The following is a 22,877-nucleotide window of genomic DNA, read 5'->3' on the forward strand; positions in this document are numbered from 1 at the left end:
CATATTCGCCGACGTGCGGGCTATAGGTAAATGTTCTAGGCCGGATTTGAAGGAGCTAGAAAGACATGCAGCGTTTGATCCTGCCCCTTCCGGGCAACGAGGTTTTCGCCAGCGAGCTGGCACGACAGAGTCGTGGTGAACTTGGAACGGTGGAAACTCGCCGATTTCCCGATGGCGAGACCTACGTACGCCTGCACGGGATGCCTAACGGGCGTCCCGTCGATCTGATCTGCACGTTGGCACGGCCAGACGCACAGTTCCTGGCGCTAACCTTCGCTGCAGATGCTGCAAGGGACCTTGGGGCAAGCGAAGTCAACCTGGTGGCCCCCTACCTGGCCTACATGCGGCAGGACGCGCGATTCCACCCAGGTGAATGCATCAGTTCAAGATCGTTTGCCCGGTTGATATCCGCGACCTTCGACCGCCTGGTGACCGTCGACCCTCACCTGCACCGACATGCGGCACTGACTTCGCTGTACACCATACCGGCCACAACGCTGCATGCCGCACCGCTGTTGTCCAGTTGGATCGCAGCCAATGTCGATCTGCCTCTGATCATCGGACCAGACGAAGAAAGCGAGCAGTGGGCAGGTGATATCGCAAGGCGCATTGGCGTGCCTTATGCCGTTTTGAACAAGACGCGCCTAGGCGACCGCAGTGTCGAGATCGAGGTCCCAGATTTGTCTGCGTGGCGCGATCGCACGCCGGTACTGGTGGACGACATCGCATCGTCTGGACGGACCTTGGCGGTGGCAGCGCGTAAGCTTGTCGAACAGGGGCTCCGAAAACCCGAATGCGTCGTGGTGCATGCGCTGTTCGCTGACGAAGCCTGGGTGGAATTGATCCCCCTATTCTCGCGTATCACATCCACCGACGCCGTCCCGCACCCCAGCAACAGGATTGCCCTGTCAGCCCTGGTCTGCGGCGCGCTGGACGCATCGCTTACTGCTGGCGCTTAAGCCCTCACTTTCTTGGAAAGGATATCGCCATGAACGACAAGACTTCGGCACGGTCTCAATGGCTGGCCGGACACGGGCCAATCAAGCGACGGCACGACACCATTGAGCATATCGACGCGGCCGTCGCCGATCTGCTGGAAGCGGGGTCCATCGCATCCGTGGAGGATGCTTACGTATTGCTCGCCGCGAGCGACCGCCTGACGTGTGCGGCGATGAACGTCGTTGCGCACATGACCTACGCCAATCGTATCGACTTATCCGGCGCCCCGCTGATGGAGCATGATTTCAAGGCGGTGCCGGAAGGACATACCGGCGGATCGCTCAACATGGTGCCGGCCTTCGTGGGATATCTGCTTGCCAATGCGTTGGCTGGCTCGACCCGCGGATGGCTGATGGGGCAGGGACACTGCGTCGCGGCCATCGAGGCGATTAACACGCTGACCGGGGACGTGTCCCCAAGCCAGAAGGGACGGTACGATCGTAGCGAAGCTGGGCTGTCCCGTCTGTGTGCGGACTTCTATTCCTACGCCGTCGATGCGCGTGGCGAACCGGCGGTGCCGTTGGGCAGCCATGCGAGCCCCCATACCGCAGGGGCAGTCTCCGAAGGCGGATACCTGGGCTTCGCCGCACTGCAATACGTGCATATGCCCTTGCCGGGAGAGAGCTTGGTGGCCTTCCTGAGCGACGGCGCGTTCGAAGAGCAGCGCGGCTCGGATTGGGCACCGCGCTGGTGGCGAGCCGAGGACTGCGGTTTCGCGATTCCGGTGATGATCCTCAACGGACGCCGGATCGAGCAGCGCACGCAGATCGTCCAAGAAGGCGGTGCCGCTTGGCTGGCAGAGGATGTGCGCCATAACGGCTTCGAGCCGCTGATCGTCGATGGCCGTGACCCTGCCGCAATCGCCTGGGCGATCCTGGCGGCGGAGCAGGCGCTGAAAAGGTTCGCCGCCGCGCCGGAACGACGTTATCCCGCCCGGTTGCCATATGTCATCGCCGAGACCGAGAAAGGGTTCGGCTTCGCCGGCGCCGGTACCAACGCCGCACACAATCTTCCACTGGTCGGCAATCCTCACCGGGATGCCGGCGCCCGGGAAGCGTTCAATGCCAGCGCCTCTGCGCTCCATGTGGCGTCTGGGGACCTCGATCACGCGCTTGCGGTGCTCGATACCCATCGCAGCCAGGGCCGCGGTCGGGAGAGCCAGCATTCCATGGCTCATCGTCACCCGCAGGCGCTGCACCTGCCAGAACCGGCGTGGGCACCGGCCGGCACCCAAGGCAGCGCCATGGCGATGCTGGATCGGTGGTTCGTTGAGCTGGTTCGGGCCAACCCTGGATTGCGGGTCCGGCTCGGTAATCCCGACGAGTTGGCCAGTAACAAGATGGGCGGCACCCTCGCGCTGCTCAAGCATCGGGTCAACGTGCCGGAACCGGGCATGGCCGAGGACCTTCATGGCGCGGTGATCACCGCGCTCAATGAAGAGGCAGTCGCCGCAGCGGCGCTTGGCAACAAGGGGGGGCTCAACCTGATCGTCAGCTACGAGGCGTTCGCAATGAAGATGCTCGGCCTGCTGCGCCAGGAGATCATTTTCGCGCGCCATCAGAAGGCGCTCGGCCAAGTCCCCGGCTGGCTATCTGTTCCGCTGATCGTCACCTCGCACACCTGGGAGAACTCGAAGAACGAGCAGTCTCACCAGGACCCGACGATAGGCGAAGCCTTGCTGGGCGAGATGTCAGACACCGCACGCGTACTGTTTCCGGTAGACAGCAACACCGCTGTGGCCGCGCTGCGAGACGTGTACGCCGGCCGCGGACAGCTCGCCTGCATGGTGGTGTCCAAGCGGGATGCTCCCGAGCGTCTCGATGCCAACGCGGCTCAACGGCTGGTCGAGCGCGGCGCAGCGCACATCGCAGGGACGCCTGGCGTTGCCGGCGTGCAGTTCGTCGCCATCGGAGCGTATCAACTGGAGGAGGCGCTGAAAGCCCACGCTTTCCTGGAGCGGCATGGGCTGGCTTCCTGCGTCACCGCGGTGATCGAGCCCGGGCGGTTACGCATTCCACGCGATGAGATCGAGCGCGCTTTCGTGCTCGGCGATGACGAATTACAGGCGTTCTTTCCCGACGACCTGCCGCGGGTGGTGCTCAGCCACACACGTCCCGAACCGATGTTGGGGATCCTTCGACGCCTCGATGGCGGCCAAGCAAGGACGCGTGCGCTGGGTTACATCAGTCGCGGAGGCACGCTCGACGTGGCTGGAATGCTCCTCGCCAATCGCTGCACTTGGATACACGCCGTGCAGGCAGCCGCGCAAGTGACCGGCTGGAAGACGCCTGCACCGGGCTGACGATCCACGACTGGGCGCCGACACAAGCGGCCAACTGCATTGACCAAGAATCTTTAGGACAAGGAAAAGAAGAATGCTCTCATTGACCAGCCTCGGCGGAGCCGGCACCGTCACGGGCTCCAAGCACCTGCTGACCTGCGACGACACCCGCATTCTGATCGATTGCGGCTTGTTTCAGGGCCTGAAGAACTTGCGCGAGCTCAATTGGCAGCAACTGGCTGTCAATCCAGAAGACGTGGACGCAGCCGTTCTCACCCACGGCCATCTGGACCACTGCGGTTATCTGCCGAGATTCGTGCTCAATGGTTTCTCCGGGCCGATATACGCCACTCCCGCCACGCGCGATGTGGCTGCGTTGATCCTGCGTGACAGTGCCTTCTTGCAGGAAAAGGATGCCGAGTTCGCCAATCGCAAAGGTTTCAGCAAGCACAAGCCTGCCCTGCCTCTGTACCGGGTCGCCGACGCCGAGCGCGCGATCGGCATGTTCGCCACAGCACCGCTTCATAGGGAGGTTGCGCTGCCCGGCGGAGGCACGTTGTTGCTCCGACGGGCAGGACACATCCTTGGTGCCGCCACGGCACAGATCGACATCGGCGGCCGGCGCATCGTGTTTTCCGGTGATCTCGGACGCTATGACGACCTGGTGATGCATGCGCCCGAAAGCGTGCCCGAGGCTGACTATGTGGTGATCGAATCAACCTACGGCGACCGTCGCCACGAGCACAGCGATCCGGTCGAAGCTCTGGGGGCGGTGATCGAGCGCACCGTGAAGCGAGGCGGTACGGTGGTGGTTCCGGCATTCGCGGTCGGCCGTGCCCAGTCGCTCATCTACGATCTGTGGCTGCTGCGCCGCGCTGGTCGTTTGAACAATGTTCCGATTTTTCTGGACAGTCCTATGGCGACCAGTGCTACGGAACTGATGCATGCCTACCCGGACGACCATCGGCTTTCAGTACAAGATTACACGGCGGCATGCGAAGCGATCACTTGCGTGCGCGATGTAGAAGAGTCTAAAGCGTTGTCCGCCAACCGTTATCCCAAGGTGATCATTTCTGCCAGCGGCATGGCCACCGGCGGACGCGTCTTGCATCACATCGCTGCTTTCGGCCCCCATCACCTTAATACGCTACTGTTCTCTGGGTTTCAGGCTGCGGGCACGCGCGGACGCAAGCTGCTCGAAGGTGCAAAAGAGACGAAGATCCATGGCCAGTGGGTGCCAGTGAAAGCCGAGGTCGCCGAGCTCCCCGGGCTGTCCGCGCATGCCGACAGCGACGAGTTGATGCGTTGGCTGGCCGGTTTCCAGCGTCCACCCAAGAATGTTTTTATCGTTCACGGCGAGCCAAGTGCATCCGAGGCGCTGCGCGAGCGGGTGCAACGTGACCTGGGCTGGCAGGCCACGGTTCCACGGCAGGGTCAGGAGTTCAAGCTGTGAGCGCTGTCGTAGGAACGCCAGGCGCTGCTGCTGCAGTACCCGTTGCACCAGCCATGGTAGCGGTGCGGATGCGCCTGCATGCGCAGCACCAAGCTGTCGCTGTCATGCGCAGGGATTCCTATGTCTGCCTCGCTGAAGGACTCGCGTCGCGATCGCAGGTGCTGGTCAGGGCGGGGGAGCGCGAGCTGCTCGCCCAGCTGTACCAGATCGAGGACGATGAGCGCCTGGCGCCCGAGCAGGTGGCCTTGTCCGAAGACGCCTGGGACGCCTTGGGGTTGCATGCAGGCGATACCGTCGAGGTGCGCCATCCGCCGTTACTGGACTCGCTGGCCGGCGTGCGCAAGCGGATCTACGGTCAGCGCCTGAACATGCAGGACATGACCGCCATCGTCGGCGACGTCGTGAAGGGGCGCTACACGGATGTGCATCTGGCTGCGTTCCTGACCGCCACTTCCACCCTGCCGCTGGACGAACAAGAGACCGTCGATCTGACCCGCGCGATGGTTCAGGTGGGTGAGCGCTTGAAATGGGGGGCCCAGATGGTCGTCGACAAGCACTGCGTCGGCGGATTGCCGGGCAACCGCACCACACCCATCGTCGTGGCGATTGTGACGGCGAACGGCCTGCTAATGCCCAAGACCTCGTCACGCGCCATCACATCGCCTGCCGGCACCGCCGATACCATGGAAACTTTAGCACCTGTCGACCTCAGCCTAGACAAGCTGCGCGATGTGGTCAAGCGCGAAGGCGGCTGCCTGGCGTGGGGTGGTTCCATGCACTTGTCCCCAGCCGACGACATTTTTGTACGCGTTGAGCGTGAATTAGACATCGATACGGAGGGACAACTGATCGCCTCGGTGTTGTCCAAGAAGATCGCGGCCGGCGCGACGCATGTCGTCATCGATATTCCTGTCGGACCTACCGCCAAGGTACGTAGCCAGGAGGCCGCTCAACTGCTGGGCTCGAAGTTGACCGCCACTGCCACATACTTCGGTCTCGCCGTGCATTGCCTGTATACGGACGGCACTCAGCCCGTCGGCCGCGGCATCGGCCCGGCGCTGGAAGCCCGGGATGTGCTGGCCGTATTGCGCAATGACGAGGGGGCGCCGGCCGATCTTCGCCAACGAGCCGCTGTGGTTGCCGGCGCAGTGTTGGAGATGGGGGGCGCTGCGCCAGCAGGAGGAGGCATGGCGTTGGCCTTGCGCACTCTAGACGAGGGGCTCGCGTGGGAGAAGTTTCAGCGCATCTGCGATGCTCAAGGCGGAATGCGAGAACCGCCACGCGCCCCTTGCGTGCTGCCCTTGGTCGCTGCCAGCGCCGGCAAGGTGGTGGGGATCGACAATCGCAAACTGTCCCGGCTGGCGAAGTTGGCCGGCGCTCCGGACAACCCGGCAGCTGGCGTGGATCTGAGGGTGCAGGTTGGCGATCGGGTTGTGCCGGGGGCGCCGTTGCTGTTTCTGCATGCGCAAACGCCAAGCACCTTGGACTATGCCCTGATCTATGCACGCGGGGCCGGAGACATTATCGAAATCGCGACTTAGTCACGGCGCCGGAGAGACGCCCCCGGTTTTCAGATAAGGATTGTTGGGGGGCGGGTCTTGGAATAGTTGCAGCGGGCTCTGCAGGAGATAGCCGTGTAACTGACGCGCCTTGCGTGGGCCGGTGACTTCGCAGGTCCAGATGTTCAGGCCGTTGGGCTGTTTACGGTGCAGTTGCAGTCGTTCGAAGCGTTTCTGTACCCACTGCCAGTCCTGCTGATTCTCTCGCCTGGCCAGTGCTTCCACCTGCGGGTGCTCTTGTGCATACCGCTGGAAGACGCCTGGGCTTACCAGGTACGCCGTATCGCTCACGGTGTGTACGAGCGCTTTCGCGTCGTTGATTATTAGCCGCCGCGAGGCTATGCCCTGTTGCAGCCATGCCATGAAATGCTCGCCGGAGGGCTGCGCGACCGGGGACATGGGCAACGGTGATGAAGGCGTAGCGGTGACCGAGATTAGTGAGGGCGCTCCCGGGGGCGTTGCATCCACCTCGCCCGCGGCGGCTTCCGCCTCCCGCGCCATGCCGGACGAATCCCGTAGACCCACCATCGCCAGCATGTCCTCCATGACATCGGCCTTGGTTTGGGGCCTGGGCGAAGGAGCCGAAGCGGTGCTACCAGCTTCTTCCCATGGCAGCGCCTCTTGGCTCGCTGCGGCGGGCTGCACATCATCTGGGGGAAGTGGGAGTGGCCCATCGGCCTCGTTGTCCGTGGAGCCCGTATCAATCGCCACCGTCCCGGCGAACGGCGCGGGCCGCTCGCCAGGCTCCCAAATCAGTGCAGGCGCCACCCGCAACAGGGTGAACGAGTGGGACCAGCCGGTGGAACTGGTCACGGTCGCGCGCCAGATCGCCTTGCCGTCTGGCGTCGGCTGCAACATGCCGTGGTCCTGGAGCACGTTGAACACCGCAGTGTTGTTCGCAGGGATGCCATCAACGCCCTGGGACAGCAAGTGCGCTCGGAGCTTGTCCGAGACCGTCTTGCTCACCAGCCATAGCGAGTCCTCGGTGAGCCAGCCATCGGAGGCTTCAGGCTGGTTCAGTTTCAGCTCTTCCTTGAGCAGGTAGCGAAGCCCGTTCACCAGCTTGCGTTGGAGCGAGTGCTTGGGTGCGGCCATGGCGCGCGCGGGATCGCCGCCCAGCTCCTGGGCGACAGAGGCACGGTCGGCCTGCACGACGAGTTCGCCAAGAACCCCGGCGTGCTCGTACTGCCCGGCTAGAACGTAGAGCAGCGGCGCCCACAGGGACGGATAGCCACTGAGCCAGTCCAGCAGATCACGGTCGAGCAGTTGCCGGTAGAGCAAGCCTGCCGCAGCGCTGTGGAGCCTGTACTCGCGATCGTCGCGGTAGCGGAAGCGGTACGGCTGGCGCAGGGGGCCATGCCACGGGTGCCAGGTGCTGCCATCGGCCAGCTCGACGTGCAGATCGACCGCCACCTTGCCGATGTCGTGGAGCAACGCTGCATAGGCGACGGCCGCGGTCCAGGCTTCGGCCTGCGCGGACTGGTCTTCAGGGGTGGCACCAATGGGCAGCAGATGGGACTGCCGCAGCTTCAGGCTGTAGGCGACGATTTCGAGGCCATGGTCGAGCATGCCGCCCGGATATGCATGGTGGTGCGCTTCGGAGGCCGGGAAAGCCTGGACCAGTTCGGCGTAGCGCTCTAGTGGCGTGCGGTACAGGGTGGCGAACTGCCTGCGCGAAAGCGAGGTGCGCTGCCAGATGTGTTCCAGCAGCTTCTGCCGGCGCGGGGCAGCCAGCAGCGATGCGGCCGACTCGGGCCGCATCAACCCTTTCGGGAGATCGGTGGTGGGGGCTGGCGACGGCGCGGCAGCGATCGGGGGCCGTTTTCGCTGGAACAGGGAGAGCATGTCGGTGTCCTGGTGGCGGGCCGGCCGGAAGGCCTTTTGGCCTTTTCGAGGTAGGGCCTTTCCCCTTGCACCCCATTCCCTTGCCGTTTCGACCCTTTGGCCTTTAACCGTTTCGGTATAGCGGGGCTTGGGTTTCGACTCCAGCGCCAATGTGGAACCCGCACGAATGGATTGGATGGTGACCCGGCGCTGGCCCGGCCTATGCTGTCGGGACGCTACACCGCCAAATAGGCTCCCACTCAGGCGACTAAGTTGACAAACGCGACAAAGGCGACTAAAGTAAATCCTGTCTCAAACCTATCTGGGAGCTGACCATGCCCACTGCGATCGAATTCATTGCCGACCGACTGCCGCGCGTCACGGTGGAGGATGTGCGACGCTTCGCCGATACCGTCGAAATCCGGGATGCCCCGGCTTTCGCGGCCGAGTTGCAGGCGTTCATCCACGAGCGCGTGGAGGCGGTGACGCTGCCCGCCAACCTGGAAGGTGAAACGGTGGCGCAGGCCTTGCAGCGCAAGGCGGCCGCGTTGCGCGCCGACAAGCGTTGGGCACCGACTGAAACCGATGTCCAGCGAGGCCGCGCCGTGCTGCTGGAAGCCTTCAACCAGCCGGACAACCTGCCGCCTGCCGAGTTCGCCAAGCTGGCGGACAAGTCGCGCCAGCAAATCTACAAGGACATCCTTGCGGGTCGTCTGCTGGCGCTGAACGTGGGGCCGCGTGGCCAGAAGCTGCCCGACTGGCAGCTCGACCCGGTGAAGCAGCAGTTGACCCAAACCGTGCTTCAGGAGGTCGAGGGCATCGACCACTGGACGATCTACCGCGCGCTGTCCGAACCGCTCGAAGGCTTGGGCGGTCGCTCGCCGGTGGATGCGGTGACGCATGGCACGATCGATGACGTGGCCGAGGCCGTGTTCAACGTGCTGGGCGTCCAGGTGCATTGAAGCGAAACCGCCATGAGCCACGAGCTGCCTTCGTTCCTGATCGATGCCGGTGAACTGCTCCAGCATGTGAGCCGCGTCATCTATCGGAGCAGCCCGCTGTACTTTGGCCGCAGCGGCACGAATCGCTACGATGACCCGGCGGGAGCCTACGGCGTGCTCTACCTGGGGCGTGACCTGCCCACGGCGCTGATGGAGTCGGTGTTTCACAAGCACCAGTGGCTTGAAGACACGAAGCGCTCCATCGCCCTGAAGGAAGTCCAAGCCCGGATGGTGCGCGCAGTAGCCGTGCTGGACGACGTGCTCCTGGCCGATCTCACTGCGCCGGGCATCATGGCGGGATACTTCGGCCTGAATCTGGAGCAGTTGGCCAGCCGCGCCTACACGCACACGCAGCAGGTGTCCGCCCAGGTGCATGCGATGCGCGGAAACGACGGCCAGCTCCTGTTCGACGGGGTGCTCTACCCGTCACGCAACAACTATCCCGCCAAGAGCATCGCCCTGTTCGAGCGTGCGGGAGCCAAGATCAGCGTTGTCGAGGACATCGACCTGGTTGACCATGTGGACTGGCCGCGGTTCGTTGCCACCTACCGCATCGGCGTGGAACCCGATCCCGGCCCGGCGGAACCGAAGGACGAAGCGTCCTGAAGCAGCAAGAAAGCGCATTGAAGCTTCAAACCGAATGAATTGGAGCAAACTGGAATAGGCATTCCTCAATAGCATGAGACGACCATGAACACGACGACCCGCACCAGCACCGCAGAACGCCTCGGCCGCGCCTTTGGTCGCGGATGGCGTGCCTATGCGCGCGGCGAACGGCGGGCGTCGAACTGGTTGGTGTCCAAGGGCATGCCGCGAGCTGGCGCTACCGCGCTCGTGTGGGTAGCCAAGCTGGCTGTACTGGGGGTGCTGCTCTACGTTGCGTTTTGGTTCGCACTCGTGCTGCTGGGCGTTGCGTCGGCGGGATGGGCTGCTGCTGCCAATACTTCGGATGAAGACGAGTGGCCTTTCACCGACCTCACCGAGCTGCGCAAGACGCCGGGCTATGATCCCAACCTGTACAACGACACGTCGCACGAGTTGTACACCGACGACTGACCGGCCTCGCGCTATTTCAGCTTTCCTCCGGTGAGCGCCCCGGCACCCTTGCCGCCAGCTTGGCCGGCGCTCTTGCTGCCATCGGAAAGCCCCTGGATGACGTGCCCGGCCCGAATCCCAACCCAGGTAAGGCTCGCCAGCCAGAATCCCGGCAGAACCAGGAACATCGTGCCCATGACGAACATCAGGAGCATGTCGCCGAAGGCGTTGTTCAACCCTACCAGCGGGTCAAAGTTGGTGTGCGGCCGGTTCCAGCCGAAGCCCCAGCCATAGAGCGCGTCCAGGATCGTCGAATCGATCCAGCGCGCGAGCTGGAACCAGAAGTCCGTGAAGAACAGCGCGAACTGCACGACGCTGACCGTAACCACCGTCTTCAGGTCATAGGTACCCACGACCAGCACGAGTGGGATGCAGATGACCAGCGCCATCTTGAGCAAGGCGAGCACCATGGGCAAGGCCTGCCGCACAACGTCCATGGCCGGAAACGCGGCAATCGCCCCGACCGCCATGCCGACGTCGCCCGTGGCGCGCGTCACGATGTTCGGCAGAGTCTTGTCGATCTGGCCGCCGTAGTCCGTATAGACGCTGCCCTGGTTCAGTTTCTGCTGCCGCGGTGACGCGATGGCGCGGATCACCGAATCGTCCACCTCGGCCCGGCTGAGGAACCCGGCCCAGCCCGCCAGGCGATTCAGCAGGGTCGGGTCCACTTGCCCCAGCAGCCGCGCGCGCAGTCCGTTGCTGCCGTCTGACCACCACTGCCTGCAGGTCGGATAGCCGCCACCATTGGCAACCTGCGCGAGACCTGCATCGCGGGTGTCGTCATAGGGCCATGCCTCGCGCGCCGTGCTGGAGCGGTAGCTGTCGTAGTAGCCACCCGTGTCCGTGAAAAAGCGCGAGCCGATCCAGGTCACGTCGTGCATCTGCTGCTCATCGAGATCCGGGCGCTGCATGAACAGTTTGGCCCGCGCAGGCCCATAGCAATCCCGCGAGAAGTCCGCGACCTCCTGAGCCAGCACTGGGTCGTCAATGCGGGTCGCATCGATCTCCATCCTCATCTGCCGCAGGTCCGTACCGCACGGGATCGCCGCTACCGAGGCGCTCGTGACGGCGCGCGAGAGCGCGTGCATGAATGCCCACCAGACCGGCACCTTCGCTGACTGATTGTTGATGGTGCTGAAAGACTGCGACCAGCCGGTTTCCGTGGGCTGCGGCACGCTGACTTGGCATTGTGCCGAGCGCGAGCTGTCGTACTGGATGGTGCTGAGGTCCACGTCGATGAATGGAATGCCCGCGAACATCACCACGACGATCGCGACGAACACCCGGTTCTCGATACGGGCGGCACTCAGGACGCCTTTGTTGCCCTCGTCAGCGCCTTCCGCACGGGCCTTCAGCCACTCCTGCACGACGATGGCGACGAAAGGCAGCGCAAACACCCCGCTGGACACCAGCACGGCCCAAATGCCGTTGTTGACGATCCAGGACACGAGGGTGAGGTAGTACTCCAGATAGTCGGTCGTGAAGAGCGTCATGGCCCCGATCTCCCCCTCAAGCGGCCTGTATCAACAGGCTGGTTTCCAGCGCGACGATGGCGACGACGCCGGCGACCTCGGTGCGGATCAGCCGGCGCCGCGCCTGCCCATCTGTCCCGCTTTGGTCTTCGCGGGCCAGCACCCGGCGGCGCATCCAGAACCATCCATAGGCCGTTGCCGCGTACACGCACAGCCGCCAGATGAAGAAATACCCTGCGGAGGCCGCCAGCCACCGTTCCCAGCCTGCAACGCTGCCGACCAGGTAGATGCCCGCGACGTTCGCCCCCACGGCGGCGGCAACGATCAGCGCCAGCCACAGCAGCGTCTTCGCCGCGCGCCGGCTGAACAAGCAGCGCAGTGGCCGCCAGGCCATGCGCACCGGGCTCATGGCCGACTCCCCGGATTGCCCTTCTGGAGCTGGTCGAGACGGTCCGGCACAGGATCGCCCTCGTAGATGCCGCGCGAGCCGGCCGCGCGCGCGCCGTGGCGCTGGATGATCGCCATGGGCGAGTTGTTCGCCAGCTCGCGCCGCAGCTCCAGTTCGGTCTTGAGGTTGCGAATCTCACGGTCGAGCGTGTCGCTCTCGTGGTTCACCGCCTCAACGGCAAGCTCGTTGGCCGCGACGTTGGGCTCCTTCTTGCCCGTGAGCAGCGTGCGCTGCAGCAGCAGCGCTTTCTCCAGCACGGACGCCAGCGCGACCTCGGACGCCAAGCGCTGCGACAGCAGGTGCTGGTCGGGCTCGTCGCGCAGCGCCTCGATCACGCCGCGCGTGATCGGCAGCGACGCACTGCCGGCTTCGCGCAGGTTCTCCGGGGTCGTGTTCTTCGCCTTGGAGACGAGATCCTGGAGCGCCTGCAGCTTGGCGTCGTACTCCTCCTGGATCAGCGGCGTGAGCCCGACGCCGGGCGTCGTTTCGGTCTTGGTGCAGGCATCGCACGTGCGCTGCTCCTTCTCGCCGAGCACGCGCGTAGCCCACTCGACGGCAGCCTGCGGCGAGGTCCAGGTCTGGCACGAGAGACTGGCGCAACTGGCCGGCGTGATCGAGGACGTGTCGGTCACGCCGCGGCCATTGACCAGGTTGTAGCCGGCGCGGGTCACGTCGCCGACGATCTTGATCGCGGACTGGCCGGAGCCGCCCGCATTGCTGCCTCCGACCCAGGGCACGCCGTCATTGCCGCGGCGTGTCTCTGCTTGCTCGATGGCCGATACCGCGTCCGTGCTCGACACGGCATCGCGCAGCGCCAACCCTTCGGCCATCTGGCTCCAGCCGAGTTGGCCGCCCGCCGTTTCGGCCATCTTCTCGGCCATGGCACGGCACGTCAGCTTGCTGCGGTCGAAATCCAGCCGCGCCTGCAGCACGCCATTGGTGAGCAGGTTGTACAGACCGGGATCGGCCCGCTGGATGATCAGCGCGGGCAACGATGCCACCGCACTGGTGGCACTCTGGATCACCGACGACATGATTTGCTGGAAGCCGTTGGTGATGCCGTTAAGTTGGTTCTTCAACGTGGTCTGGATGCTCATGTCGCCGCAGATCAAGTTGCTGTTCCAACCCACACCGACACCGAGAGAGCGCATGCCGGCCGCACGGCCCATCGACACGGCGTTGCCGCCACCGATCGAGTACATGACGTCATCGCCGATGACACTGCCGCTGGTCTGGTAGCCCAGTTGACCCCAGGCCACGCTGCTGCCCAGCGCGAGTGCGCCGGCCAGCGCCAGGACGATCTCCGTGCGACGTGCCCGGCGGGAGAACGGATTGAATGCAGGACGGAACTTCATGGCACCACCTCAGAGGAAATCGACGCTGCCCAGGAACACCTGGCCCCGGCGTTCGCAGCAGGCATACGGCCGCCACAGCGCCCATGCGTAGTCGCCTTGCTGCGCCTGGGTAAGGAAGCCGCTGCGCGGGAAGACCGTGCAGGACGACGACAGGACGGGTGTGAGTTCTTGCCACTTGCCGGTGGAGGCATCGCCCTCCATCAGCGCGCCGGCCGGCCAGTAGCCGTCGCGGGAGTTGGCAAGCAACGGCTGATAGACGTGGATCTGCCCCCGGCGAGTGACCACATCGCCCGCACGCTGGGCCACCACTGCGCCGGCCTTGAAGTCGTCGGTCTGGTGCAGGAAGCCGCCACGGGGATACACGTTGCCCCAGAGATTCATCGTGGTGCGTGCGCCGACTTCGCGCCGGCCCGGAATCAGCGCTTCCGGGTAAGCCATCTCGGGCACGTTGTAGCGCCAGGCCAGCGTGTCCAAGGTGCTGAGCAAGTACGGCATGAATGCCGTGCCCGCGCCCTCGCAGAAGTAGCCCGACGACGAGACGAACTGGTTGAACACCTCGGCGCCGGGGTGGCCGATGACGTCCACGTTCTTGAATTTGGCGAGGTTGTTTTCGTGGTCCTCGTTCGTCGTCCCGTCGCCGCCCGCCTGGGCGGACGGATTGGGCGTGCTCATTGCCCGGACTTCGACCCAGGGGTTTTCGCCGGTATTCGAGTACGACGACACCACCGCGTCGGGAATGTAGTGGCGCACTTTGGTGGACGTGCGCACGGTGCAGCCCGTCCATGTGCAGTAGAGCCAGTAGCAGATGCCGACGACGCGGTATTCGAGGCAATCGGGCGATGCCACCGAGCCGATGATGGTCGCTGTATTGAGGGCGTAGCTGCCCGTGGCGCTGAGCAGCAGCAACGAAGCCACGCCAGCGCGCACGCGGCGCATCAGGTCGAATGGTCGGGTCACGGCTGGGTCCTCCGGTGCTGCTCGATGCGCGCGACAGCGCGAGCCACATCCGGCTCGCCATAGACCACATAGCGCCTGTCCACCACCACTGCCGGGAGGCTGGTGATGCCGAGGCTCCATGCGTCGGTAACGCCTTGGTATGCGGAAGCGATGCGTCGCTGCAGATCGGCACCGCCGCCATTCAGCCGGCGCTTGACGATGGTCGTCGCCTGTTCGGGGTCGGTGGGCAGTCCCGCGGAAAGCTCCGCTTCAATCCTGTGGGCTTCGTCCAGCTCGATCAGCCGCTCGCCGCCCATGGTCTTGACCGGGTGGCGGCTGTCGGTGACGACCACCACGTCGGCGGCGAAGGTGGCCGGGCTGAAAACGGCCAGGGCTGCCGGCAGCGCCACGGCCAGGCCGAGCGTTCGCCAGCCCGGCGCGAACCTGGAAAGGGATGCTGGCATGTCGCGTGCCCTTGAAGTTGATCAGAGCAGTAGTCAAACGCGAAGCCGACGCGGCCCCAACAAACAATGCGCATCGCGCACTGCCCGCATACCTGCTTGTCTCGCGCCCATGAAAAAGCGGAGGCCGAAGCCTCCGCGTGGATCAGGGAGCCGATGCCGTCGCTACAGCAGGCCGGATTCCGCGAACGAGTACGGCGTGCCCTGGCCGACGATGAGGTGATCCAGCACCCTCACGTCGATCAGCGACAACGCGGCCCTCAGCGTTTGGGTCAACGCACGGTCCGCGCTTGATGGCTCCGTGCAGCCCGAAGGGTGTTGGTGAGAAAAAATGACCGCTGCCGCATTCAGTTCCAAGGCACGCTGCACGATCGGACGCGCATGCACCGAGGTCGAATGGATCGTGCCTCTGAACATCGGCTCGTAGGCCAACACCTCGTGCATGCTGTTGAGGAACACGATGGCGAAGATTTCATTGGGCTCGGCGGCCAGTTTCAGGCGCAGGTAGTCCTTGACGGCCGCAGGCCTCTCCAGGGATGGCCCCTTCTTGAAGACCCGCTGCTCCAGCAGCGCGATGGCTTGCCGGATGATCCAGTCATCTGATTGGGACGCGGGGGAAAAACGTGGCTCCACGCAGGAGTCGTTGGCAACGAAAGACATGGCGGACCTCCAGAAAGTGAGCGGAGGGCGCCACCCTGGGAGGGCAAGCCCTCCTGGGGATGGAAACAGCAGAACAAGGTGCATCCATCACCGCGCGGCGGTGATTGTTCGCGGCCAGGATGCGAAAGCGAACGGGTAGCGGTCAGCACGGCAAGCCGCGCCGTAGCCTCCAAGACCGAGGGCTACCTGGGCATGTCGCCGATAACGTCGGCGGGCATTTCGGATGTGGGGGTGGCGGGTGAAGCAGCTACGTCGCTGGCCATGTCCCCGGCCGCCAGCATGTCCATGGCCGACAGCAAGGCATCGCCCTCGATCGGCCCCTGCAGCAGGATGGCCTGGCCCGTCTGGCGATCGAGCAGTCGCAGCGACGGCGTGGCGGTCACGCCGCTCTTGGCGGCTTCTGCGGCCTGGGCGCGGATGGCCGCGTTGGGCCGCTCGCTCGCCATGCACTGCTCGATGGCTGACGTTGTTTCGGGGTAACGCAAGCCATCGGGCAAGCCCTGGCCGTCGCTGCGCGTGTGGGCATAGACCCATTCGACCGCCTGCCAGAACGCCGCATGACCGCCCGCTTCGGCGGCGCACTCGGCCAGACGTGCCTCGGCCGACGCGGCTGGCTCGTGTGCGGCTAGCGGCTGGTGGTGCCATTGCAGCGCCACGTCGGTGTTATTGCCGACCCAGCGCTTGATCTGCGGGAAATATTCCCGGCAGAACGGGCATTCCAGGTCGGCATAGAGCGTCAGCGTGAAACGGCCTTCCGGGTTGCCCATCTGCCAGGGTGGCCCAGCGACCTGCGCCGTGCTGACCGGCGCGCGCGACGGCGCTGAGGATTCGCCGGGCGTCCGGGACACCAGCCAGATCAGGAGCAGCGCGACCAGCGCAGCCGCCAATACCCAGGGCCAGCGAGGCCGCCAGCGGCGACGGCGGAACGCCTGAACCTGTATCGGAATGGAAGGACGTTTCTGTTCCATGGCGTTCTCCGGTTTACGACAGTTCCAGGGCCGGCGACTCGATGCCGCGGGCCTGGTCGATCTTCTCGGCCACCTTGAAAGCCGCTTCCAGTTCGGTGCAGCCGTACTGCTGCATGAGCTGGTAGCGTTCGGCCTTCTCCTCGGATTCTGTCTGCGCGAGGGCGAGGTACAGGCTCGGCGGCACGGCGCGGAACAGCACTTCCATGCTCTTGGAGAGGATGACGCCTTCGGTGAATTTCCCCGCTTCCTTGCGGGCCGAAAGCATCAGCGCCTTCTGCGCGGGCGAGAGTTCGCGGAACCTCGCGATCTTCTCGACTTCATCGGGCGGCATGCTGAGACAGATCCACCACTCGATCATGTTGAGCATGGGCTCCGCGGCGCGCGGCAAGTCGTCGATGTTCTGCGTCGCGAGCCAGAACCAGGCCCCCAATTTCCTCCACATCTTTGTAATTTTCACGACGTAGGGCGCGAGCAGCGGATTCTTCGTGATGATGTGGCCTTCGTCGGTGACGTTGATGATCGGGCGGCCCAGGTACTGGTCGCGCTCGGCGATGTTGTTCACCGTGCTGATCAGGCTGATGTAGGCGATGGAGAGCTGGGCGTTGTAGCCCTCGCGGGCGTAGGTCGCCAGATCGACCAAGGTGATGTCGGCTTCGGGCCACGGCGTGCCGTCGCGGTCGAACATCTCGCCGTCCGTGCCTTGGCAGAACATGTCCATCGCGTCCGCCATCTCCAGCAGCCGCACGCGCCGCATCTCGGGCAGCGTCGGGTCCTGGCCGCGGGTGCGCAGCGCGTTGCGCACGTCGCGCGTGAGCACCGTGCGCTTCTCGGCCACGCAGTGCTCGGCGGCGTCGAGGATGCACTGCCGGATCAACGAGCGATCGGCCCGCGTCATCCGGGCTTCTTCCTTGTCCTCGCCGCCCGTGATCATCAGCCGCGCCGTGATCTCCAATTCGCCGAGCACGTCGCGCTGTTCGTCCGCCTCCATGACCGAGGCATCCGGTGGCAGGTCTTCGTCCAGCGCATCGGCATCGAGGGTCTGCACGTCGCTCGGCGTTTCGATCAGCCGGCGCGCATCGGCGAACGGCGCGAGGCTGATGCCCGAGCCTGGGGCCAGCTTGACCCGGTTCACCGTCAGCCCGAGCCTGCGTGCGAAATCGCTGAACAGGCCGAAGCTGTTGCCGGCCTCCACGATGAACAGCCGCGGGCGGTATATCGCCGTGACCTGGTTCAAGAGATTGTTGAGCGTCGCTGACTTGCCCGAGCCGGTAGGGCCGAACAGGAACAGGTGGGCGTTCATCTGCCGATCCAACCTGTTCAAGGGGTCAAACGTAATCGGGCCGCCACCACGGTTGAACATCGTGATGCCGGGGTGCCCCGTGCCTTGGGCGCGGCCCCACACCGGCGACACGTTCGCGATGTGCTGCGCGAACATCAGTTGGGTGTACCACCTGCGCCGATCCTGGCCGGGGTTGTAGCAGCACGGCAGCCAGCGCAAGTAGCTGTTGAGCGGTGCCACCTCGTCGTCCTCGCGCACCGGCTGCAAGCCGGCATTGAGCATCACGTTCGCCAGGTCCAGGCCGCGGCGATCCAGTTCCGCTTCATCGCGTCCGCGCAGGTAAAACGCCAGCGTCCCCCGGTAGAGCTTGTGCGCGCTGCCGATCAGGGAGCGGGCTTCCTGCACGTCCTTGAGCGTCTGCTCGGACGCCAGCGTCTCGCCCACGGCCTTCTTCGCCAGATGGTTGAGATCCGCTTCCAGCACATCCTGCGGCGTGGCGACCATCGTGAGACAAAGCAAGGTGTCTTCCGGCATCTGGTCGAACAGCGTGTTGATGGCATCCCCTTTGCGCGTCTCGCCGGTCAGGTGTCCGGTGCCGGGAGGCATGCGCAGACGGTCGGTGATCAGCACGCGGTGCGGCATGCCGTCGAAGTACCAGATGCCGTGCTCCACGTCGGAGCGTGGCTGACCGAAGAACAACCGCTGGCTGAAATCCCGCCCGCTCGCCATTTCGATTTCGCCGTCCTCGGTCTCGTCGGGGTAGCGCGCCAGCGCGTAAAAGTGCTCCCGATCCTCGGCGCCAGGCCCGAGCATCGCGGGGCGCGGATTGAACCACCGCAACAGCCAGTCGTGGACGTCGGCTGCGACCATGCGCCGTGCCTGGATGCCGGCGTTCGCCAAGCCGCCGCACAGGCGGTCGCAGACGATGTTCAGCATCTGCTCGGGCGTCTGGCCGCGGCGGCTTGCCTGCCCGGTGGCACGGCGATAGATCACCATGCGCACGCGCCGCGTCTGGCCACGCCAGCGCAGCCGCGTGACCACCGTGTCCTCGAACAGGCCGCCTGGCTTGGCGACCGCGCGCAGGTGGTGGCCGAAGAAGCGCAGGTAGAACTCGGTGAAAGCGGTATCGCGGGCGCGCGGCTGCACATAGTCGCGCAGGGTCTGCATGTACTGGTCGAAGCTGGGCTCGTCTTGGGCGTAGAGCTGGAGCACCCATGGGTTGTCGTCCAGCTCATCGAACGAGTCCTGGAGCGCGTTCTCCAAGGCATCGCGGGCATGCGCGAGCCAGCCGGGTTCCCGGCCCTCGGTGCCCAGCGGCACCAGCTCGTAGAAGGCAGCGACCGACTGCCCATCCTGCAGCAGCATGGACTTCGACTGCGGCAGGAACTCCACCCAAGGCAGCAGTTCCGCGAACGACGGTGCGACGTCGTACAGCGCCTGCTCGTCGGCTACCGTCGCCGGCCTGCGGCCCTGGATCGCTGCGCCGGGTTCGGGGATGCCGGCCTGGCGCAAGGCCTGGACATGGCGCTGCCAGCCGTCCGGCTTCTCTTCGTCGTCGATGCCGGATGCGGCCAGCTTCGGCCAGGGAAGTTTCCAGCGCATCAGTAGTCCTCCACGCGCTCGCCCGGCATGGCGTACTGCACACGCTGATAGAGGGGGAAGACCGTCGTGTAGCCCGGCACGGGTACAGGGTCCGAGCCCGCCAAGTGTGGATACACGTACATGACGAGATCGGGATTCGGTAGCCGGTGGAACTGGCGATAGACCTCGTTGCGTGCGGTGCGCGTGTAGCGTATCTGCTCGGCGGGCGCGGCCTGCACGTCGGCCTCTGTCAGCGGCCGGCGCAGGCTCTGGCGCGCATCGAGCAATTGCCGGCGTGCCGCCTGGCCGGCGCTCCCGCCGCCGTCGCCGGCGTTCTGCTGCCAGATGTCCATCATCGTGCTGTCGCCGTGGGGCAGCAGCTTTTCCTTGCTGGTGGCGCAGCCGCCGAGCACCGCGACGGCGAGGGCCAGCGCCAGCCCCTTATTCAAGTTCGAGAGCATGGCTTTCTCCTGCGCGGTGATCGACCTTGCGGCCTTCGGGGTCGAAATCGATGGCGAGCGGCTTTTCGAGGTGGACGGCGACCTTCGCACCGGGCTGGACATAGACGGCCGCGAACGCCTGCCCGTACAGCTTGTTCACCCAGTCCGCCATGTCGCGCACGCCACCTGCCAGGATGCGGCCCACGGCCTCGTTGCCCGAGATGCCGACGCTGCCGATGGAGCCGTCTGCGCCGACGTAGGACATCTGGCCGCTGTCGCTGTCGATCAGCGAGGCCACGCCGGCACCGGCCGCGGTGATCAGGGCCTGCGAGCCGAGGTACTGCTGGGCGTTGCTGCGCCGCTCGCCGCTGACGCAAGGGATGCCATACGGATCGCTGATCCAGCCCAGGCCGTCGCGCTGCTGGTTGTTCTGCTGGTTGCCGTCGCGGTCTTCGGGAATCGTGCGGATCGTGCCGTCGTTGAAGACGAACGTGATGCTGCGCACTTGGCCGCGCACGCATGAGAGCGTCCAGTCGCCCGAGGCGGTGCCGGAGAACACCGCACCGGCCACGTCGGGAATATCAATCCCGTTGGCCGTGAGGTTGTCCGGCCCGACCAACACTTTGAAGGGGTACGGATCGTTCACCGTCCCGTCGATCGGCACACGACCGATCAGCGCCGTCATCGCGACCGACCCCATCAGCGTCGAGTTGGTTGGCACGGTATAGACCGGCTTGGCGCTCTTGACGCCTGCCGCACGTGCGCCGGCGTTCGCCACGGTTTCCGCGGTCGTTTCCAGCGTGCTTTGCGCCGGGCCGAAGCTCGTCGGGAAGCTCATGCCGCTGCCCGCGCCACGACTGCCGTTGCGTCCCTCGGTCTTCTTCGCGTCGTCCGGCTCGACCCAGCGCATGCCGCCTTCCATGCCGGCCTCGTCGCCATCGCGCAGCCCCAGGCCCACGGGCAGATCGGCATGGCCGCCGCCGCGCCCGCCGATGCTGTCCAGACGCCGCTGCAGGTCGGCGAGCAGCCCTTCGGTCTGCTGGCGCGCACTGGCCGCCTGTTCCTGGTCGCGGCGCAGGTTCGAGCGTTCGGATTCGAGGGCCGAATTGATGCGCTGGTCGATGGAGTTCTCGCGCTGGCGCAGGCGCTGGTTTTCCTCGCGCTGCGACTTGTTGTCGGTCAGCGCGGTCTGAAGCTCGGTGCGCAACTGCTTGACCTGGGCGACGAGCGTTGCCACGGTATCGCGCGGGGTATCGCCTTCGATGCCCAACGCCTTCATTTCCTCGGGCGTGAGCTTGGAACCGGCATCCGCAGCGGGCGGTGCCGACGTGCTTCCGCCGGAGAACAGCCGGATGGCAACGAACAGCACCAGCAAGGCGACCGGGATCATCAGCCACTTGAGCAAGCCGTTACTGCGCATGGCGGGCCTCCTTGCCGTCCTCGGCTTCCGCTTCCGGCTGCGGCAAATGCACGGCCGGGTCGAAGCGGTGGATCGCCGGCAGCAGCGACTGCACGAGGCCGCGCCCGCGCGTCACCAGGTACAGGACGGTCGTGTCCTCGGGCGTCCCGCGCGGTCCGAGCGCTTCGTGCTGGAAGGTGGCGGTGAGGAAATCGCCTTGCAGCACGCGCGGGTCGAGCGTGACCCAGCCGCTGCTGCTGTTGGTCAGGCGCACGGCCGTGACCCACTGGTCTTCCAGACGCCACGACGCGAGCGCGACCGCGCGCACCGGCAGCGTCGGCATCAGCGTGCCGAGGTCGAGGTCACGGCGCAGGTTCACCCGCATGACGCCCGGCAGCGGCTCCACAGTGCGCAGCGGCGCGTAGAGGTTCTGCGCGGCGAAGCGCGTCAGGACGACCGAAACCGGGGTTTCGCGCCGGGTCGCCCGCGTACCTGCCTGGTCCTGGGTGCGTGCGGGGGCCTCATCGGCACCGCCTGCCTGATCGCCGTAGCGCGCCGGGGTGCTACTACCCTCGACGATACGCACCGGCTCCAGTTCGGCTTCGCCGTCCTTGGCCGGCTCTGCCGCGATGTCGAGCAGGATCAGCGCGCCCGTGTCGGCGTCCTGCAATTGCAGCCGCGTGGGCTCAATCGGTTCGCTGGCGCGGAGGTACACCGCGCCGCCCGCGCTCTGCACGCGCAGGCGTTCGCCCACGCCCGCAGGCACGCCCACGCGGACGTTCCGGTCGATGAACACGATGCGCTCCTGGCCCACCTTCAGCGGCACCGCCAGCGGCATGCGCTCCCAGCGCAAGATTTCCACCGCCTGAGCGGGGGCCACGGCGACGGCCAGCAGCCCCAGCAGCGTGAGTACAGGGTGCTTCATGGGGGGGTTCCTCCTTGGGGCGCTTGCGGAGACAGGCCGCCAGGCGCCGGGCGCGTCGGTTCCGGGGCGCTGATGCGCTGGGGGGCACCGTCGTAGCAGTCCAGCGCCAGGCCGAACGGGTTGCGGGCGGGATCGACGTCCACCCGCGTGACCTTCACCGGGTAGCGCACGAGCGCGCGCTTGACCTGCTCGGCGCCGTAGTACTCGTCGGCGGTGATGTCGAGCGTCACCACCCAGTCGCGGTCGGAGACCACGCGCACGCGCGCCGTGGGGTCGTCGCCATAGCCGCGGCCGGGGATTTCATAAATTCCGCGCACGCGCTGGCGCAGTTCGCCCGTGCTGCGGCGGTAGTCGTAGTCCGCGCGCAGGAAGGCCTGGCAGGATGGGGTGAGGTACGGCGAGAGCGTGTGGAGGTTGCGCGGGTAGTCCTCTTCGCCGTTCGTCGGCCAGCGGTTCAGGGTCTGGAACACGTAGAACGTGAACGCATAGACCGATTCGGGCGGCACTTCCCACCACTTGCGTGTACTGCCGGAGCGCAGGTCAGGCGGGACGTGGATGGTCAGGTCGCGCGGCGCGCTCCACCAGCCGCCGCCCATGACCAGGGCGACGATCACCAGCGCGCCAGCCCCCAGGCGAAGCGTCTTGATGTGCGCCTGCAGGTGGGTGATCTCGTTCTTGAAGCGGCTCATCGTGCGCTCCTTCGGGTGGACCAGAAGCCGGAGCGCGAGATCAGCACGTGCC

20 protein-coding genes are annotated in these 22,877 nt (G+C 65.4%); 7 read left to right on the plus strand and 13 right to left on the minus strand.

Annotated features, from left to right (window positions below):
- Positions 1 to 65: 65 nt before the first annotated feature.
- The 4 genes from GIW57_RS19165 (at position 66) to GIW57_RS19180 (ending at position 6,274) form a co-directional block, all read left to right on the plus strand.
- Complete coding sequence (locus GIW57_RS19165; RefSeq protein WP_034032859.1) at positions 66 to 959, plus strand: ribose-phosphate pyrophosphokinase; 894 nt, start codon at positions 66 to 68, stop codon at positions 957 to 959.
- A gap of 29 nt (positions 960 to 988) precedes the next feature.
- Entirely contained in the window at positions 989 to 3,301 is a 2,313-nt protein-coding gene (locus GIW57_RS19170; RefSeq protein WP_034032861.1) for a xylulose 5-phosphate 3-epimerase, read from the plus strand.
- A 73-nt stretch (positions 3,302 to 3,374) separates the two neighbouring features.
- Positions 3,375 to 4,733 carry an MBL fold metallo-hydrolase gene (locus GIW57_RS19175; protein WP_034032863.1) on the plus strand — a complete coding sequence of 453 codons (1,359 nt, stop codon included), beginning with the start codon at positions 3,375 to 3,377 and terminating at the stop codon, positions 4,731 to 4,733.
- A 68-nt stretch (positions 4,734 to 4,801) separates the two neighbouring features.
- The gene (locus tag GIW57_RS19180) at positions 4,802 to 6,274 is read left to right on the plus strand and encodes a thymidine phosphorylase family protein (protein WP_079388760.1); all 1,473 of its coding nucleotides are present in this window, start codon (positions 4,802 to 4,804) and stop codon (positions 6,272 to 6,274) included.
- Here GIW57_RS19180 and mobH read toward each other — a convergent pair whose 3' ends face one another.
- Positions 6,275 to 8,137, minus strand: a complete 1,863-nt coding sequence (gene mobH, locus GIW57_RS19185; RefSeq protein WP_236512361.1) for a MobH family relaxase — start codon at positions 8,135 to 8,137, stop codon at positions 6,275 to 6,277.
- Positions 8,138 to 8,451: 314 nt separating this feature from the next.
- On the opposite strand from mobH, the gene GIW57_RS19190 reads away from it, so the two are divergent.
- The 3 genes from GIW57_RS19190 to GIW57_RS19200 all read left to right on the plus strand — a co-directional run bounded on the left by GIW57_RS19190 (position 8,452) and on the right by GIW57_RS19200 (position 10,173).
- Positions 8,452 to 9,078, plus strand: coding sequence for an integrase (locus GIW57_RS19190; RefSeq protein ID WP_236512362.1), 627 nt, complete (start codon positions 8,452 to 8,454; stop codon positions 9,076 to 9,078).
- A gap of 12 nt (positions 9,079 to 9,090) precedes the next feature.
- Positions 9,091 to 9,723 (plus strand): RES family NAD+ phosphorylase, encoded by a 633-nt coding sequence (locus GIW57_RS19195; RefSeq protein WP_236512363.1) that lies wholly within the window; start codon positions 9,091 to 9,093, stop codon positions 9,721 to 9,723.
- Between the two features lie 84 nt (positions 9,724 to 9,807).
- Complete coding sequence (locus tag GIW57_RS19200) at positions 9,808 to 10,173, plus strand: DUF3742 family protein (protein WP_236512364.1); 366 nt, start codon at positions 9,808 to 9,810, stop codon at positions 10,171 to 10,173.
- Between the two features lie 11 nt (positions 10,174 to 10,184).
- Here the strand turns inward: GIW57_RS19200 and GIW57_RS19205 are convergent, their stop codons facing one another.
- From GIW57_RS19205 to GIW57_RS19260, 12 genes are all read right to left on the minus strand, one after another.
- Positions 10,185 to 11,705, minus strand: a complete 1,521-nt coding sequence (locus GIW57_RS19205) for a conjugal transfer protein TraG N-terminal domain-containing protein (protein WP_236512365.1) — start codon at positions 11,703 to 11,705, stop codon at positions 10,185 to 10,187.
- Positions 11,706 to 11,721: 16 nt separating this feature from the next.
- Positions 11,722 to 12,093, minus strand: a complete 372-nt coding sequence (locus GIW57_RS19210; RefSeq protein ID WP_236512366.1) for a hypothetical protein — start codon at positions 12,091 to 12,093, stop codon at positions 11,722 to 11,724.
- The gene (locus tag GIW57_RS19215) at positions 12,090 to 13,487 is read right to left on the minus strand and encodes an integrating conjugative element protein (RefSeq protein ID WP_236512367.1); all 1,398 of its coding nucleotides are present in this window, start codon (positions 13,485 to 13,487) and stop codon (positions 12,090 to 12,092) included. Before GIW57_RS19215 ends, GIW57_RS19210 begins: the two co-directional genes overlap by 4 nt.
- A 9-nt stretch (positions 13,488 to 13,496) precedes the next feature.
- Entirely contained in the window at positions 13,497 to 14,444 is a 948-nt protein-coding gene (locus GIW57_RS19220; RefSeq protein ID WP_236512368.1) for a TIGR03756 family integrating conjugative element protein, read from the minus strand.
- Positions 14,441 to 14,887: a TIGR03757 family integrating conjugative element protein gene (locus tag GIW57_RS19225; protein ID WP_236512369.1), complete on the minus strand. Its 447-nt coding sequence runs from the start codon at positions 14,885 to 14,887 to the stop codon at positions 14,441 to 14,443. Before GIW57_RS19225 ends, GIW57_RS19220 begins: the two co-directional genes overlap by 4 nt.
- Positions 14,888 to 15,049: 162 nt before the next feature.
- Positions 15,050 to 15,544 carry a JAB domain-containing protein gene (locus tag GIW57_RS19230; RefSeq protein WP_236512370.1) on the minus strand — a complete coding sequence of 165 codons (495 nt, stop codon included), beginning with the start codon at positions 15,542 to 15,544 and terminating at the stop codon, positions 15,050 to 15,052.
- 182 nt (positions 15,545 to 15,726) lie between these two features.
- On the minus strand, positions 15,727 to 16,512 hold the full coding sequence (locus GIW57_RS19235; protein ID WP_236512371.1) for a DsbA family protein: 786 nt from the start codon (positions 16,510 to 16,512) through the stop codon (positions 15,727 to 15,729).
- Between the two features lie 13 nt (positions 16,513 to 16,525).
- On the minus strand, positions 16,526 to 19,393 hold the full coding sequence (locus tag GIW57_RS19240; RefSeq protein ID WP_236512372.1) for a conjugative transfer ATPase: 2,868 nt from the start codon (positions 19,391 to 19,393) through the stop codon (positions 16,526 to 16,528).
- Positions 19,393 to 19,833, minus strand: coding sequence for a TIGR03751 family conjugal transfer lipoprotein (locus GIW57_RS19245; RefSeq protein WP_236512373.1), 441 nt, complete (start codon positions 19,831 to 19,833; stop codon positions 19,393 to 19,395). Before GIW57_RS19245 ends, GIW57_RS19240 begins: the two co-directional genes overlap by 1 nt.
- Positions 19,814 to 21,232: a TIGR03752 family integrating conjugative element protein gene (locus tag GIW57_RS19250; protein ID WP_236512374.1), complete on the minus strand. Its 1,419-nt coding sequence runs from the start codon at positions 21,230 to 21,232 to the stop codon at positions 19,814 to 19,816. The genes GIW57_RS19245 and GIW57_RS19250 overlap by 20 nt, the downstream gene beginning before the upstream one ends.
- Positions 21,222 to 22,136 carry a TIGR03749 family integrating conjugative element protein gene (locus tag GIW57_RS19255; protein WP_236512375.1) on the minus strand — a complete coding sequence of 305 codons (915 nt, stop codon included), beginning with the start codon at positions 22,134 to 22,136 and terminating at the stop codon, positions 21,222 to 21,224. The genes GIW57_RS19250 and GIW57_RS19255 overlap by 11 nt, the downstream gene beginning before the upstream one ends.
- A complete protein-coding gene (locus GIW57_RS19260; RefSeq protein WP_236512376.1) occupies positions 22,133 to 22,825 on the minus strand; it encodes a PFL_4703 family integrating conjugative element protein in 693 nt (230 codons plus the stop codon). Before GIW57_RS19260 ends, GIW57_RS19255 begins: the two co-directional genes overlap by 4 nt.
- Positions 22,826 to 22,877 lie beyond the last annotated feature (52 nt).

The organism is Stenotrophomonas sp. PA-6-5C, from assembly GCF_021605635.1.
Classification (GTDB): Bacteria; Pseudomonadota; Gammaproteobacteria; order Xanthomonadales; family Xanthomonadaceae; genus Stenotrophomonas; species Stenotrophomonas lactitubi.